The organism is Allokutzneria sp. NRRL B-24872 (genome assembly GCF_002155965.1).
Classification (GTDB): Bacteria; Actinomycetota; Actinomycetes; order Mycobacteriales; family Pseudonocardiaceae; genus Allokutzneria.
Window position 1 is genome coordinate 17,374 of sequence record NZ_MUMH01000093.1, and the last position, 14,756, is coordinate 32,129.

Sequence of the window (14,756 nt, forward strand, 5' to 3'; positions counted from 1 at the left end):
ATCTTCGGGTGTCGGCTCCGCCCGGTTTGCCCAGGGTCGCGCGCCGCTGCTCCGCCCGAGCGATTAAGCCGAGCGTGAAAAGGGAGCACTCGAGCACCGCTTTTCGGCCAGCGCCATAATCGTCCACAGTGGACTGTCGTTGGCGCGTTACCGTCCTCGCGTGGTGACGATCTCGCCCTATGGGACCTGGGCCTCCCCCATCAGCGCGGTCGAGGCCGCCGCCGTCGCGTCCGGCCCGCAGTGGGTCGGCACGCACCCCGACAGCTCCGGCTCCGGTGAGCACCTGTGGTGGGCCGAGGGCCAGCCGACCGAGGGCGGGCGCGTCGCGCTGTTCCGCCGGGTTCCCGGCGAGGCGCCGGTCCGCCTGCTCAGCGCCCCGTGGAACGTCCGCAATCGAGTGCACGAGTACGGCGGGCGCCCCTACGTGGTCATCGACGACTCGCGGGTGGTCTTCACCAACTGGGACGACCAGCGGGTCTACCTGCTGGTCGTCGGCTCCGAGCCCGTCGCGCTCACCCCGGAGCCGCAGACGCACCACGGCCTGCGTTTCGGCGACCTCGTTGCTCCGCCCGGCGGCACCGAGGTGTGGTGCGTGCGCGAGGAGGTCACCGGCCCCGGTCCGACCGACGTGCGACGGTCCCTCGTCGCGATCGGCCTGGACGGCACCGTGCGCGAGCTGTGCGCCAGCCACCGCTTCATGACCGCCCCGCAGTGCAGCCCCGACGGCGCGCACCTGGCGTGGATCGGCTGGAACCACCCCGACATGCCGTGGGACGCCACCGAACTGTGCGTCGCCCCGATCGGCCCGGACGGCTCCGTCGGCGAGCACCGCGTCCTGGCTGGCGGTCCCGGCGAGGCGGTGTGCCAGGTCGAATGGGCCGACAACCGATCGGTGTACGCCGTCACCGATCCTGACGGCTGGTGGAACCTCTTCCGCATCGACCTCGACGGCACCGCGCGCAACCTCGCGCCGGTCGAGGACGAGCTGGGCGGTCCGCTGTGGAAACTCGGCGCGCGGTGGTTCGCCCCGCTCGGCGACGGCAGGCACGCCGTGCTGCGCGCGGGAGCCCTGGCCGTGCTGGACGAGAACGCGGGCACGGTCACCGACGTCGTCCTGCCGCCGCTGTCGTGGTCGTCTCCCCTCGCCGCGTCCGGCTCGGTCGTCGTCGGCACCGCGAGCGGGCCGACCAGCCACGGCGCGGTGTATCGAGTTGATCTCAAGACTGGCGAGTGCGAGCAGGTCACGGTGCCGCCCGCCGGGCTCGACGACCCGGCCTGGCTGCCCGTTCCCGAGGCGCGGGTGTTCACCGGGCCGGACGGCGAGCGCATCCCGGCCTACGTCTACCCGCCGACCAACCCCGACTTCGCCGCGCCCGAGGGCGAACTGCCGCCGTACGTGGTGCACGTGCACGGCGGCCCGACGGGACGGGTCTCCGGCACGCTCGACAACGAGTTCGCCTACTTCACCAGCCGCGGCATCGGCGTCGTGGCGGTGAACTACGGCGGCTCCACCGGATACGGGCGCGCGTTCCGCGAGCGGCTGCGCGAGCAGTGGGGCGTGGTGGACGTGCAGGACTGCGCGGCTGTCGCCACGGCGCTCGCCAAGGAGGGCACCGCCGACCCCGACCGGCTGGCGATCCGGGGCGGCAGCGCGGGCGGCTGGACCACGGCCGCGTCGCTGACCTCGGTGAACGTCTACCGCTGCGGAGCGGCGTACTACCCGATCCTGGACCTGCTGGGCTGGGCCTCCGGCGAGACGCACGACTTCGAGTCGCGCTACCTCGACAGCATCGTCGGCAAGCTGCCCGAGACCGAGCGGCGCTACCTGGACCGCTCCCCCAGCACGCGCGTGGACCAGCTCGCCGGGCCGATCCTGATGCTGCAAGGGCTTGAGGACGAGATCTGCCCGCCGGTGCAGTGCGAGCGCTTCGCCTCGCAGCTCGCCGGGACCGGCGTGGAGCACGCGCACCTGACCTTCGAGGGCGAACAGCACGGCTTCCGCAAGGCCGAGACGGTCGCGGTGTCGCTCGAAGCGGAGTTGTCCTTCTACGGACAGGTCCTAGGCTTCGTGCCCGTGGGTGTCCCGATCTTGGAGCTGAGCCGATGAGAGTCCGGCAACGTGCGCGGCGACTGCGTCCCGGTGATCGTGTCGCGGTGGTCGCGCCCGCGGGCCCGGTGCCCGCGAACGTCCTCGACGACGGCGTGCGCCTGTTGAAGTCGTGGGGTCTGGAGGTCCAGGTCGGCGAGCACGTGCTCGACCGCCACCCCGACTTCGGCTACCTCGCGGGCTCCGACGCCGACCGTGCCGCGGACTTCCAGAAGGCTTGGTGCGACCCGGAAATCTCCGCTGTGCTGTGCGCGCGCGGCGGCTACGGCTGCTTGCGAATGCTCGACCTCGTCGACTGGCCTGCGATCGCGGCGGTCGCCCCCAAGGTCTTCGCGGGTTCCAGTGACGTGACCGCGCTGCACGACGCCTTCGCGACCTACGTCGGGCAGTCGACGCTGTTCACGCCGATGAGCGCCAGCGTCGCGCTCACCGAGGACCCGCGCGCCGCGGAGTTGTTGCGCGCCATGCTGTTCGAGCCCGAGAAAGCTCTGGTCATCGGCGCGGGCACGGGTGAGGCGATCGTCGGCGGCAAGGCTCGTGGAGTGCTGACCGGCGGCAACCTCAGCCTCATCGTCTCCGCGCTCGGCGCTCCCGAGGCCCCGCCGCGCGCGTCGGGCGCCATCGCGGTCCTGGAGGACGTGACGGAGGAGGTCTACCGGCTCGACCGCCTGGTGACGCAGTTGCTGCGATCGGGGTGGTTCGAGGGCGTCGCCGGGATCGCGCTCGGCTCGTGGACCGACTGCGGTCAGCTGCCGGAGGTGCGGGCGCTGATGGAGGACCGCCTCTCCGGGCTCGGTGTTCCCGTGGCGTGGGAGGTCGGTTTCGGGCACTGCGCCGGTCAGTTCAGCCTGCCGCTGGGCGTCGAGGCCGAGCTCGACGCCGACGCCGGGCTGCTGCGGTTGACCGAACCCGCCCTATCTTGACCGATCGTTCTCGTTGAGCCTAGGGTCCCCTTGGGGCCCTGGTTCACTTTGTGCCCCGATATTGGATCGATCAGTCTAGATCAAAGGGTAGAGCGATGACGGAACTCTCGGGCTCGACGGCGCTGGTCAACGGGCGGCGGGACGGGCATCGGCCGGGGCATCGCGCTCGCACTGTCCGAGGCGGGCGCCACCGTCGTGGTGCTCGGCCGCTCCGCGGAATCGCTGGAGCAGACCGTCAAGCTCGTCGAGTCCACCGGCGGCACCGCCAGCCTCGTCACCGCCGACGTCGCCGACTCCGCGTCCGTCGCGTCCTCCGTGCGCACTGTCGTCGACCGTCACGGTTCGCTCGACGTCGCCGTCAACAACGCGGGCATCCTCACCGCGGTCGGGCCGGTGGCCGACATCGACGAGGAGCAGTGGGACCGCCTGCTCACCGTCAACGTCACCGGAGTGCTCCTGTCGATGAAGCACGAGATCCGCCAGATGGCTGCGCAGGGCAACGGCGTGATCATCAACGTCGCGTCGTCCATCGGCGCGCACAGGACACTGCCGAACCTGGGTGCCTACGGCGCCAGCAAGGCCGCCGTCGTCGCCCTCACCAAGGCCGCCGCGCTCGACCACATCGCGCAGGGCGTGCGGATCAACGCCGTCAGCCCCGGCTCCACCGACACCCCGATGTCCCTGCGCCGCGGCGAGACCGAGGCCGACCGCGACGCCCGCCTCCGCGACGCACTCCCCGTTGGCCGCGTCGGCAAGATCGAGGAGATCGCCGCCGCCGTCCGCTACGTCGCCTCCCCCGCCGCCGCCTTCATGATCGGCCAGACCCTCGTCCTCGACGGCGGCTCCGCGACCTAGTCAGCGCCGGGAGAGGTGGAGCGAGGAGGTCATGTCGTTGAACCCCGGCAGCGCTTCGAAGTAGGAAGCGAAGGTGCCAAAACTCAGCAGTCGGTAGGTACCACCGCGCGGGTCACGTCCGACCCAGTTGTACAACGTGATGTTGTTGCACCACGCATTGGAAATGAGTGACGAAGTCGCGTTTTCCATTTTCATGCTGACCGAGTTGATGCCGTAGCCACTGTGGTCACAGGGCCCGTCCTGTCCGTAGAAATCCTCCCAGTTGCCGGTGTAGTGATTGTGCTCGAACAGCGTGACGAGGAGGGCCGTTGATCCCGCCGCTCTCGCGGCGACGACGGCTTCGTGACCACACTTACGAGAAACAACTTCGGATTCCGTCTGGCCCGGCTTGAGCTTCTTGATCGTGGTCATGCAGTACTTGTCCGTCGTGGCACCGGACTGTGGCGCGGCCGAGACGCTGCCTGAGCCGATCAGGCCGACGACGCTGACCAGTCCGGCGACGACGGCCGCCCTTTTCTTGTGTCCAGTTTTCACAGCAGGACGGTCACATGGGGATCGATTTGCTGTCGAACCCCTTCAGGAAAGCCTGAAAGGGTGCCCCGCACCGCCCGGAGCGACATCTCCAGCCCTGCTCCGTCACTGTGCAGAAGTTGTTTCGCGGCCAATCCGACATCAAACCCGGCGCCACACGCGCACGACCGAACCGGCCAGGCCCGCCTTCGCGCGAGGGGTGTTGCGCGGGAGCGGACAGATAAGGGGGCATGGGAGTTGAGCGCAGGCGGTTCCTCGGCGTGATGGCGGCCGTCGCGGCCAGCGGGGTGCTCGGGGGCCGCGCTCCGGCCGCGGCGGCCGAGGCGGTGGTGTCGGTACCGGACTGGATGTCGGCGCTCCCCGACAAGATCGCGCTCAACAACCTGACGATCCCCGGCACGCACGACACCGCCGCCCGCAAGGGCGCGTTGTGGTTGCGGACCCAGGACCTGACACTCGCCGAGCAGTTGCAGCTCGGCATCCGGTTCTTCGACGTCCGCTGCCGGGTCACCGGGGACTCCTTCGCGATCCACCACGACGCGCTCTACCTGGACCTGATGTTCGGTGACGTGCTCGTCGCGTGCGATGCGTACCTCAAGGCGCATCCCAAGGAGACGGTCCTGATGCGCGTCAAGCAGGAGTACTCCAGCGAGAGCGACGCGGTGTTCCTGCGCATCTTCACCGACTACCTCGACCGACGGGGTTGGCGTCGGCTCTTCTTCCTGGAGAACAGGATTCCCACGGTCGGCGAGGTGCGCGGCAGGGTCGTGCTGCTGGCCAACGTCAGCGGCCTGCCCGGCATCCCGTGGGGCGGCGGCAGCAGGCTCGTCATCCAGGACGAGTACAACGTGCCCACGCTGTTCGACCGCCAGGCAAAGTGGGAGAAAGTGTTGGCGCACTTCGCCAAAGCCCAGGCAGCCGCAGACGGCAAGCTCTACGTCAACTTCGCCAGCGGTACCGGCGTGGGTGCCGCGCCGTCCTCCGTGGCCGCGCACGTGAACCCGCTGTTGCGCGACCACGCCGCGGCTTGGCCGGAGAAGTTCCCGGTGACGCAGAACCGCCCCGGGCTCGGAGTTGTGCCGATGGACTACCCGGAGGACACCGAGGGCCTGGTCACCGCTCTGATCCGCTGCAACAGCGACGCCGAATGCGTTGTCCCGTGAGGAGTCTGGCAATGACACGTGTTCTGTCCGCCATCTCGGTGGCTCTGGCGCTCCTGGTCGCGGCCACCCCGCAGGCGCTCGCGGCGTGCGAGGGCCGGGCCGCCGCCGACGGCACGACGGAATGGGAGTACTGCTCCCCCGCCATGGAGTTCTACGGCGCGGGCGGGGAGTGGACCTGGGTCAAGATGCGCGCATGCCTGGTCACCAACGGCGACGGGAAGCTGTGGGTGCGCGCCAGAGTCGACGACACCCAGTGGGCTCGCGGCGTGTTCAAGACTTGGTACCGCCCGAGCGGCACGAAAGAGGGCATCCACACCTACCGCCTCACCGCGACGGTGTACCTGGGCAAGACGCGGCTCGGCGACTTCGACACCTATCCCTACGGCGTCGACACCACGCCGACCACGGTCAACAGCGGCGGCAGCACCCTCTACTCGGTGCCGGCCAAGGGGCGCGGTGACTACAGCGTGGTCTTCCAGTTCCAGCAGGACGGCCCGTACTGGACGGAGAAGACCTACCAGATCAACTCCGGCGAGAGGTCCGTCGCGCTGAGAATGCCCTGCCCGCACGTCTGATCAGTTCCGACCAGGCCGAGTCGGCGCTTGCCGATTCGGCCTGGTCGGCATTTGCATGCTTTCTACAAAAACATGATCGACTCACTCGGCCGTGTTATTGACCACATTCAGGTTTCGCGCGAACGTGGCCACGTGGAATTGGCATCTGAAATATCGACCCCGGCCATTCCGGCTCCGCGTCCGCCGGTCGAGCCGTGGAGCGGGACGGCGGCGCGGCTGGCCGGCTACGCCCAGGGCGTGCTCAGCGCGTGGATCGTCTCCGGCGCGGTGCTGCGCCAGGTCCGCGCTGTCACCGGCATCGGCCTGCCGTGGTCGGCGGTGCTGCGCGAACCCGATGTCGCCGACGAGCTGGCCGGTCTGACCGTCGCGGTCGCCCTGAACCACTTCCACCGCACCGTGATCGGCTCGCAGGGCTGGGACGCCGGGCGCGGGGCGCGGATGGAGACGCTCTTCGTCAGCCACTGCCTGCTGTGCTTCCCCAACGAGTACCGCCGCTGGCGCCGCGAGCACCGCGCGGGTGTGCCCACCTCGTCGGTCCGCCTCGATGAGATCGCCGACCCACCCGATCCCGTCGAGACGGAACCCGTCGTGCTCGACCGGCTGCGCGTGGCGGCGATCCTTCGCGAAACCGAGGACCCGCGCACCCGGACTGCGATCGAGCTGCGTCTCGACGGCTATTCCCACGCCGACATCGCGCTGCGGCTCGGCATTTCCGCGAAGGCGGTGGAAATGCTGTTCTACCGCCTCCGCGCTCGCCTGAGTCGCGAATGAGGGTTCAGTCGAGAACTGCGGTGGCTTCGATTTCCACGAGGTGTTCGGGAACGTCGAGCGCCGCCACGCCGAGCAGGGTCGCCGGGGGCACCGGCGTCGTGCCCAGCCTCGCCCCGGCCCGCGCGATCCCGTCGAGCAGCTGCGGCATCTTGTCCGGTGTCCAGTTCACGACGTGCACGTTCAGCTTCGCCACGTCGTCGAAGCTGCCGCCGACCTCCGCCAGTGCCGCCGCCACGTTCAGGTAGCACTCCTCCACCTGCGCCGCGAGGTCGTCCACCCCGCTCCACGCGACCTGTCCGGCCACGAAGACCAGTTTCGTGCCGGTCGCCACCGACACCTGCCGGTAGGCGTCGACCGTCGGCAGTGCTTCGGGGTTCACCAGGGTGATGGCCATGCCGGGTTCTCCTCGTGCTCTCTTGTGGTTACCGGGAAACCGTAGGAGAGTGTGCGCCGACCTGGAAGAACGCACTTTTCGGTGACTGGGGAACCTCATGGTGACCAAGCAGTTCACGGGCTCGCCCGACGACGCCGACCTCCGCCGCGCCGATTCCCTGGCCCGCGAGATCTTCTCCGACGTGGCCAACAAGTGGGCCCTGTTGATCATCGAGGCGCTCGGCGACGACACGCTCCGCTTCAGCGAGCTGCGCGCCCAGGTGGAGGGCATCAGCCACAAGATGCTCACCCAGAACCTCCGCATGTTGGAGCGCAACGGCCTCGCCCACCGCACCGTGCACCCCACCGTCCCGCCGCGCGTCGAATACACCCTCACCGAACCCGGCCAGGCGCTGCGCGCGACCGTGCACACCATGTGCGACTGGACCCACCGCTACCTGGGCCACATCGAGCAGTCCCGCCGCCAGTTTCAGAACGGCGCGGGCTCGGCGATCGGCTCCAGTTCCGTTTCGTGAACCCTGCCGCTCGGCGTGATCCACACATGGCTGCCGTCCTCACGGTTCTCACACCGCCAGTTGGAGTGCGTCTTCATGTTGTGGTGGTGGCGGCACTTCGGCCGGAGATTCTTGATGGTCGTGTTGCTGCCGTTGTAGGGGCGGCAATGATCCACATCGCAGCGCTGTGCCGGTTGCTGGCATCCGATCGCCGTGCACCTCGGGTAGCGGGCGTTGATCAACTCCCGCTGCTTCGCCGTGGGCCGGTAGGTGTTGCTGACTTCCTCCGCCATCCCAGTCACGGGGTCGGTGAGGATGCGTTTCCAGATGCCGCCCGCCGCGATGTCTTGGGCGACGCTTGTCGGGATGGGGCCGTATCCGGCGAGCATCCCGGGGTCGTCGGTCAGGCCGAGTAGGGCGGTCACCGGCATAGTCAGGTAGACCATCGTCTGCCCCTGCGGCGCGGGAGTGTCCAGGCCCAGCAACAGGTCCCGTGCGACGTCGGCGCGCTTCTGGTCCAGGGTGCGGTCATCCTTGGGCAGGGACTTGGCGATGCGGTCGATGTGGTCGTAGACCATGGCGGTGTCGTGGGCGGTGAAGGCCATCCGGAGTTCGGCCATCCCGTCGTCCAGGTTGGTCTTCCACACCAACCGCTCTTTGCGCTTCTCCTCGTGACGGCGCTCAGCTGCCTTGGGGTCGAGCTTGTGGATCAACGTCTGAGCACGGCGCCGGACCGAGGTGTGGGTGCGGGTCGGGGCGTAGGCCAGGAGATCCGCCTCGGCGATCGAAGCCTGAGGTTCCTTCAAGATCTGCAGCTGGTCGGCGATGAGGCGGGCTTTGCCCTCATCGATCGACCCCGCCGACAAGGCTGCCAACACTCGGGGTCGTTCGGTGAGTTCTAGGGCGTTGGAGAGGATGCCGTCAGCGGCACGTCGGGAGATGTGCAGGGAGGAAGCGACCTCATTCTGGACGTACCGGTCGTCACGATCATCGGCAGCGTTCTGGAATGCGGTCAAGGCCGAAGCGAGATTCGCTTTCGCATGACACAAAGCAGCGCGACTCGCCTCAACCTCGACCAACAACTCATCGAGGGTCACACCTCGATTCTACCCGCAAATAATAGTCGATCATGGCTCTAAAGAATGAATTCCCAGGCGTCCCACCACCCGAAAAACGCAACCCCCACCTAACGCAAGGCGCACACGAAACGGTCGGCTTTACCTGGGGTGCGCGTGCCATACGCTCGCGCGAGGGCCGGGTTCACTACCCGTGCCCCTGTAAGGCCCAGGGGCACGCGCAAGGGGTTCCCAGGTCAAGCCGACCCCACCCACAAACCAGCGAACCCAACCAAACCGGGAAGCCCAGCCGTACCCCGCTGGAAAGAGCTACAAAAACCCTACAAAACAGTCAACACCACACCACCGCCAGAAGTAACAGCCACCGTGTGCTCAGAATGCGCAGCCCGCTCCCCATCCACGGTCCGCAACGTCCACCCGTCAACATCCGTCCGATAAGAATCCAACCCACCAGCCGTAAACATCGGCTCCACCGCCAAAACCAACCCGGGTCGCAAGACCATCCCTCTCCCCGCGCGCCCCTCATTGGCCACGTGCGGCGATTCGTGCATGGTCCGCCCAATCCCGTGCCCGCCGTATCCCTCCATGATCCCGTAACCCTCGGCCCGCGCCACGACGCCGATCGCGTGCGCGATATCCCCCAGCCGATTCCCCGGCACGGCCTGAGCGATCCCGGCCGCCAACGCCCGCTCGGTCGCCGAGATCAGCGCCAAGTCCTCCGGCCGAGCCGACCCGACCGCGAAGCTCACGGCGGCGTCCCCGCACCAGCCGTCCAGCACGACCGCCGAGTCGATGCTCACCAGGTCGCCGTCACCGAGCACGAGCCGCCCTGGCACGCCGTGCACGATCGCGTCGTTGACGCTCGTGCAGATGACGCCGGGGAACGGGCTCGGCGCCCAGTCCGGGTGGTAGCCCAGGAACGCCGGTTTCGCACCCGCCTCGGCGATCACGGTCGCGGCGACCTCGTTCAGCTCCAGCAGGGACGCGCCGGGGCGGGCGGCGGCGCGCACGGCGGCGAGGGTGGCGGCGACGACGCGGCCTGCCTCGCGCATCGCCTCGATCTCTCCGGGGGTCTTCAGCTCGATCACGGCACACCTTCCAAGCGGGATAACTATACCGGTATTACTATCACAGCATGGTGCGAGTGCCGTTGAGCGAGTCGGAGCGGGAGCGCGGCGTGCGACTGGGCCGCGCGCTGCGTGAGGCGCGGGCCGGGCGGAGCATGGTGGAGATCGCCCTGCGCGCGGGGATCTCCACGGAGACGCTGCGCAAGATCGAGACGGGCCGCATCCCGACCCCGGCCTTCTTCACCGTGGCCTCACTCGCCGACGCGCTCGGACTGTCCATGGACCGCCTGCTGCGCGAGGTCGAAGCGCCGGAGGAACCGCTGGCCAGATCATCCTGAGGACGCGACTCGGCTGGTTTTTCGTCACAAGAGCATCACGGTGCGGCGAGCCTCCGGACGGCGTCCCATCCCCTGGATGCGGCCGTCCGGGTGATGATCGTTACCAGGTGGGAGATCCGCTATCCCCTGTGCGACAGGGGAATCGCCCAGCTCACCGGCCTCTTGGGACGGTTCGGCCGACAGCCGGCGGACAAGTGCCGCAGGGATTCCGTCATGAAGCGGTGGCTCATGAGCCGACTTCGTGATTGACTCTGCGCGGTCGTCAGTTTCGTGTGGTTCAAGCTCGCGGAACGGAACATGCGGGCGTTGTTTTCTCCAGGTTCGGCCGGAGAAGTCGCGTGCAGTACCGACCAGGAGGTCGCGACCGCGACCCCCTACCCCGGCACCTGTCGAGGAGATCAGTAAATGGCAACGCAGGGCACCGTGAAGTGGTTCAACTCCGAGAAGGGCTTCGGCTTCATCACCCCGGACAACGGCGGCGCTGACGTCTTCGTGCACTACTCGGAGATCCAGACCAGCGGCTACCGCAGCCTGGAGGAGAACCAGCGGGTCGAGTTCGAGATCGGCCAGGGCCAGAAGGGCCCGCAGGCCCAGCAGGTCCGTCCGCTCTAAGGACTCGGGTACCTGAAGCTTCACCGAACGGCCCCCCGGCTCAGCTGAGCCGGGGGGCCGTTTCCGTGCGGGGCTGTTTCTCGCGCGGGGCGGTTATCCCGCGCGGTAGGGCTTGAGCTCGCGCCGCGCCAGCGACATGCGGTGCACCTCGTCGGGGCCGTCGGCGAAGCGCAGCAGCCGCGCCTGCACCCACAGCTGGGCCAGCGGGAAGTCCTGGCTGATCCCGGCGCCGCCATGGGCCTGGATCGCCTTGTCGATCACCCATTCCGCCATCTGCGGCGTGGCGATCTTGATGGCCTGGATCTCGGTGTGCGCGCCGCGGTTGCCCACAGTGTCCATCAGCCAGGCCGTCTTGAGCACCAGCAGCCGCGCCTGCTCGATGCGCACGCGGGACTCCGCGATCCACTCCTGCACCACGCCCTGGTCGGCCAGGGGCTTGCCGAAGGCGACCCGGTCGACGGCGCGACGGCACATCAGCTCCAGCGCGCGCTCGGCCATCCCGATCAGCCGCATGCAGTGGTGGATGCGGCCGGGGCCCAGGCGGGCCTGTGCGATCGCGAAGCCCTTGCCCTGCCCGCCGACCACGTTGGCCACCGGCACGCGCACGTCGCGGAACTCGATCTCCGCGTGCCCGCCGTGCGCGGAGTCGGTGTAGCCGAACACGGTCATCCCGCGCTTGACGTGCACGCCGGGGGTGTCCCTCGGCACCAGCACCATGCTCTGCCGCTGGTGCCGCTCGGCGTCGGGATCGGTCTGCCCCATCACGATGAAGATCGCGCAGTTCGGGTTCATCGCCCCGGAGGACCACCACTTGCGCCCGTTGATCACGTAGTGGTCGCCGTCGCGCTCGATCCGGGTGGCGATGTTGCTGGCGTCGGAGGAAGCGACATCGGGTTCGGTCATGCAGAACGCCGAGCGGATCTCCCCCTCCAGCAACGGCTTGAGCCAGCGGTCCTGCTGCTCTTCGGTGCCGAACTCCGCCAGCAGCTCCATGTTGCCGGTGTCCGGGGCCGCGCAGTTGAGCGCTTCGGGGGCGATCGCGGGGCTGCGCCCGGTGATCTCGGCGAGCGGCGCGTACTGGAGGTTGGTCAGCCCGGCGCCGTGGCGGGCGTCGGGCAGGAACAGGTTCCACAGCCCGGCCTTGCGCGCCTCGGCCTTGAGCCCGTCCATCAGCGGCGGAGCCGACCAGCGGCCCGGCTCGGCGGCCAGCTGCTCGTGGTGGGCGGCCTCGGCCGGGTACACGTGCTCGTCCATGAACGCGGTCAGCCGGGCCTGGTGCTCCCGGGTGGTCTCGTCGGTGGCGAAGTCCATCTACAGTTCCCCCTCCAGCGCGGCGACGCCGCCCTTGGCCAGCGGCCCGACCATCTGTCCCAGCAGTTCGAACCCGGCGCCCACGGTCTTGCCCTGGGTGTGCCGGTAGTGGATGCCCTCGACGATCACGCCGAGCTTGAAGTGGCCGAAGGCGACGTACCACGGCAGCTCGGCCGGATCGACGTCGCGGCGGGCGGTGTAGCGCGCGATCAGCTCCGCCGCGGACGGGAAGCCGGGCACGTCCGCGAAGCTGTCCGCGATGGCGTCACCGATCCCGGCGAGGCGCTCCCAGTAGACGACCAACAGGCCCAGGTCGGCCAACGGGTCGCCGAGCGTGGCCATCTCCCAGTCCAGGACGGCGCTGATCCGCGCTCCGTTGGCCGTGTCCACCAGCACGTTGTCCAGCCGGTAGTCGCCGTGCACGATCGCCGCCCGCCCGCTGTCGGGGACGTTGGCGCCCAGGCGCTCCCCCAGCTCGTCCAGCTCCGGCACCGGACGGCTGCGCGAGGCGTCGAGCTGCTTGCGCCAGCGCGCGAGCTGCCGGGCCATGAAGCCCTCGGGGCGGCCGAAGTCGCTCAGCCCCACCGATGCCGGGTCGACGTCGTGCAGGTCGGCCAGCACGTCGATGAGCTGGTCGGAGAGCTGGCGCGCGCCGCCCTCGCCGAGCGCAGCGGCCTGTTCCCTGCGCCGCAGCACGGAGCCCGGCGCGCGCTCCATCAGGTAGAACGGCGCGCCGAGCACGTCAGGATCGGAGCACAGCAGCTCCGCGCGCGGGACCGGCACGGGGGTCTCGCCGAGCGCGGAGATCACCCGGTACTCCCTGGCCATGTCGTGCGCGGTGGCCAGGACGTGGCCGAGCGGCGGCCTGCGCAGCACCCACTCGGTGCCGCCCGCGTCGGTGAGCAGGTAGGTCAGGTTGGACCGGCCGCCCGCGATGAGCTCCGCGCTGAGCGGGCCGGTGAGCAGCCCTGGTCGTTCTCGGCTCAGGTACGACTCGGCCGAGGCCAGGTCGAGGCCGGGTAGTTCGCTCACGACGCTCCTTCTCGCAGTTCGTCGGCCAGCGCCGGGACGAGCCCGGCGACGGCGCGGATGGTGACGGCGGAGTCCTTGTGCAGCAACGCCTGCATGCCCGTGCGGAGCGCGCCGTCCACGTTGGGCTGGGCGTCGTCGAGGAACAGGCAGCGCCGGGGTGCGATGCCGAGCCGGTCGGCGGTCAGCTGGTAGATGCGCGCCTCCGGCTTGCGCATGCCGACCTCGCCGCTGATCACCAGCTCGTCGAACAGCGGCGCGAGCACGTCCATCGGGTAGCTGTTGCCCCAACTGTTGGACAGCAGGGCCGTGCGCAGTCCGGCCGCGCGCGCCGCCCGGAGCAGGTCCAGCATGTCGGCGTCCGCGTGCACGGTGGCGAAAGCCCTGTCCAGCAAGCCTTCCGGCACGATGGCGCGACCGTCCACTGTGGTCAGTCGGGCGGCGAGGACGCGGTTGAACTCGGTGACGTCCAGCTCTCCGCGCTCCAGCAGGTGCACCGGCGAGTCCGGCGGCGCGTCCCGGCCGAGCCAGTCGCGCAGCATCTCGCCGTAGCTCGCGGGGTCGATGCCGTCGCCGGCCATCCAGGTGGCGAAGGAGGGGCCGATCGGCGTGGTGAGCACCCCGCCGTAGTCGACAACGAGCGCGCGCACCGGATCTTCGACGACCATTCCCTCGACATTACCGACCAGTAGCCCGCTCCGACACCCCGCGCCGGGGTCGGCGGATCGATGGACAGTCCTTTGTGGACGCGGCGGACGGGGCGGTAGGGTCCGCGCGAACCCGTCGGCGACTCGCCGGGCGGTGCGACGCGACGTTGCAATGCGACTGCATTATTATGGTGCCGGAAGACGTCGCCGTCGGGAAGTGTGGTGCTCGCGTGCCCAAGCAGGTCGATCACGAGCAGCGGAGGCGGCACATCGCCGAGGCCGTGCTGCGGATCACCAGCCGGGACGGCCTCGAAGCGGTCAGCCTGCGCGACGTCGCGCGCGAGGCCGGGGTGTCGATGGGCTCGGTCCAGCACTACTTCAAGACCAAGGACGACATGCTCGTCTTCGCGCTGGAGCGGATCGTCGAGAGCGCTCGCGAGCGCATCCGCACCCGGTTGGAGCCGATGCTGCCGCCGACCTCGATCACCGGGTTGTTCCGGGCGATCGCCGTCGCGGGCCTGCCGATGGACGAGGAGAGCGTCGAGGAGGCCCGGGTGATCATCGCCTTCGACTCCCGCTCGCACGTCGCCCCCCGCCTCGCCGAGATCAACCAGCGGATCTACGCCGAGTCGCTGGAGTCGCTGGCGGGGCAGTTCACCGAGCTCCAGAAGATCGGCGGCTTCCCGGAGGAGCGCGATCCGCACCGCGAGGCCGGGGTCTTCCTCGCGGTCGCGGACGGGCTGCGCGCGGCGGTGGTGCTCGGCTCGCTCAGCAAGGAGGACGCGGCGCGGATCGCCGAGTACCACGTCGACAGCGTCTTCGGCCCGCCGGAATGACGCGTTTGTTCAAGCGCTGAGCCGGTCG

Annotated in this window: 16 protein-coding genes and 1 pseudogene; 10 read left to right on the forward strand and 7 right to left on the reverse strand. The window is 69.2% G+C overall.

What is annotated here, in order from left to right; genetic code table 11:
- The first annotated feature begins 160 nt into the window (after positions 1–160).
- The 3 genes and pseudogenes from CCN37_RS23625 to CCN37_RS23635 form a co-directional block, all read left to right on the forward strand.
- Positions 161–2,107 carry a prolyl oligopeptidase family serine peptidase gene (locus CCN37_RS23625; RefSeq protein ID WP_086824761.1) on the forward strand — a complete coding sequence of 649 codons (1,947 nt, stop codon included), beginning with the start codon at positions 161–163 and terminating at the stop codon, positions 2,105–2,107.
- Positions 2,104–3,030 (forward strand): LD-carboxypeptidase, encoded by a 927-nt coding sequence (locus CCN37_RS23630; protein ID WP_086824763.1) that lies wholly within the window; start codon positions 2,104–2,106, stop codon positions 3,028–3,030. The genes CCN37_RS23625 and CCN37_RS23630 overlap by 4 nt, the downstream gene beginning before the upstream one ends.
- A 129-nt stretch (positions 3,031–3,159) precedes the next feature.
- Positions 3,160–3,885 (forward strand): annotated as a pseudogene (locus tag CCN37_RS23635) (SDR family NAD(P)-dependent oxidoreductase); the annotation flags it as partial.
- Here the strand turns inward: CCN37_RS23635 and CCN37_RS23640 are convergent.
- Positions 3,886–4,419 (reverse strand): hypothetical protein, encoded by a 534-nt coding sequence (locus CCN37_RS23640; protein WP_086824767.1) that lies wholly within the window; start codon positions 4,417–4,419, stop codon positions 3,886–3,888.
- 227 nt (positions 4,420–4,646) lie between these two features.
- On the opposite strand from CCN37_RS23640, the gene CCN37_RS23645 reads away from it, so the two are divergent.
- The 3 genes from CCN37_RS23645 to CCN37_RS23655 all read left to right on the forward strand — a co-directional run bounded on the left by CCN37_RS23645 (position 4,647) and on the right by CCN37_RS23655 (position 6,925).
- Positions 4,647–5,579 carry a phosphatidylinositol-specific phospholipase C gene (locus CCN37_RS23645; protein ID WP_086824769.1) on the forward strand — a complete coding sequence of 311 codons (933 nt, stop codon included), beginning with the start codon at positions 4,647–4,649 and terminating at the stop codon, positions 5,577–5,579.
- A gap of 11 nt (positions 5,580–5,590) precedes the next feature.
- The gene (locus CCN37_RS23650; RefSeq protein ID WP_086824770.1) at positions 5,591–6,154 is read left to right on the forward strand and encodes a hypothetical protein; all 564 of its coding nucleotides are present in this window, start codon (positions 5,591–5,593) and stop codon (positions 6,152–6,154) included.
- A gap of 132 nt (positions 6,155–6,286) precedes the next feature.
- A complete protein-coding gene (locus CCN37_RS23655; RefSeq protein ID WP_168200820.1) occupies positions 6,287–6,925 on the forward strand; it encodes an RNA polymerase sigma factor in 639 nt (212 codons plus the stop codon).
- Between the two features lie 4 nt (positions 6,926–6,929).
- Here CCN37_RS23655 and CCN37_RS23660 read toward each other — a convergent pair whose 3' ends face one another.
- The gene (locus CCN37_RS23660) at positions 6,930–7,319 is read right to left on the reverse strand and encodes a RidA family protein (RefSeq protein WP_086824774.1); all 390 of its coding nucleotides are present in this window, start codon (positions 7,317–7,319) and stop codon (positions 6,930–6,932) included.
- 97 nt (positions 7,320–7,416) lie between these two features.
- Here CCN37_RS23660 and CCN37_RS23665 point away from each other — a divergent pair, with 97 nt between their 5' ends.
- Positions 7,417–7,833: a helix-turn-helix domain-containing protein gene (locus tag CCN37_RS23665; protein ID WP_086824776.1), complete on the forward strand. Its 417-nt coding sequence runs from the start codon at positions 7,417–7,419 to the stop codon at positions 7,831–7,833.
- Here the strand turns inward: CCN37_RS23665 and CCN37_RS23670 are convergent.
- Positions 7,788–8,909, reverse strand: coding sequence for an HNH endonuclease signature motif containing protein (locus CCN37_RS23670; protein ID WP_086824778.1), 1,122 nt, complete (start codon positions 8,907–8,909; stop codon positions 7,788–7,790). The genes CCN37_RS23665 and CCN37_RS23670 overlap by 46 nt on opposite strands.
- 299 nt (positions 8,910–9,208) lie before the next feature.
- Positions 9,209–9,976, reverse strand: a complete 768-nt coding sequence (gene map, locus CCN37_RS23675) for a type I methionyl aminopeptidase (RefSeq protein ID WP_086824779.1) — start codon at positions 9,974–9,976, stop codon at positions 9,209–9,211.
- Between the two features lie 47 nt (positions 9,977–10,023).
- Between map and CCN37_RS23680 the strand changes: the two genes are divergently transcribed.
- Positions 10,024–10,293, forward strand: a complete 270-nt coding sequence (locus CCN37_RS23680; protein WP_086824781.1) for a helix-turn-helix domain-containing protein — start codon at positions 10,024–10,026, stop codon at positions 10,291–10,293.
- A gap of 405 nt (positions 10,294–10,698) precedes the next feature.
- Complete coding sequence (locus CCN37_RS23685; RefSeq protein ID WP_086824783.1) at positions 10,699–10,905, forward strand: cold-shock protein; 207 nt, start codon at positions 10,699–10,701, stop codon at positions 10,903–10,905.
- Positions 10,906–10,998: 93 nt separating this feature from the next.
- Here the strand turns inward: CCN37_RS23685 and CCN37_RS23690 are convergent, their stop codons facing one another.
- The 3 genes from CCN37_RS23690 to CCN37_RS23700 are packed head-to-tail and all read right to left on the reverse strand — an operon-like array spanning position 10,999 to position 13,913.
- The gene (locus CCN37_RS23690) at positions 10,999–12,216 is read right to left on the reverse strand and encodes an acyl-CoA dehydrogenase family protein (RefSeq protein WP_086824785.1); all 1,218 of its coding nucleotides are present in this window, start codon (positions 12,214–12,216) and stop codon (positions 10,999–11,001) included.
- Entirely contained in the window at positions 12,217–13,248 is a 1,032-nt protein-coding gene (locus CCN37_RS23695; protein WP_086824787.1) for a phosphotransferase family protein, read from the reverse strand.
- Positions 13,245–13,913, reverse strand: a complete 669-nt coding sequence (locus CCN37_RS23700; protein ID WP_086824789.1) for an HAD family phosphatase — start codon at positions 13,911–13,913, stop codon at positions 13,245–13,247. The genes CCN37_RS23695 and CCN37_RS23700 overlap by 4 nt, the downstream gene beginning before the upstream one ends.
- A 209-nt stretch (positions 13,914–14,122) precedes the next feature.
- Here CCN37_RS23700 and CCN37_RS23705 point away from each other — a divergent pair, with 209 nt between their 5' ends.
- Positions 14,123–14,728: a TetR/AcrR family transcriptional regulator gene (locus CCN37_RS23705; RefSeq protein WP_168200821.1), complete on the forward strand. Its 606-nt coding sequence runs from the start codon at positions 14,123–14,125 to the stop codon at positions 14,726–14,728.
- Positions 14,729–14,756 lie beyond the last annotated feature (28 nt).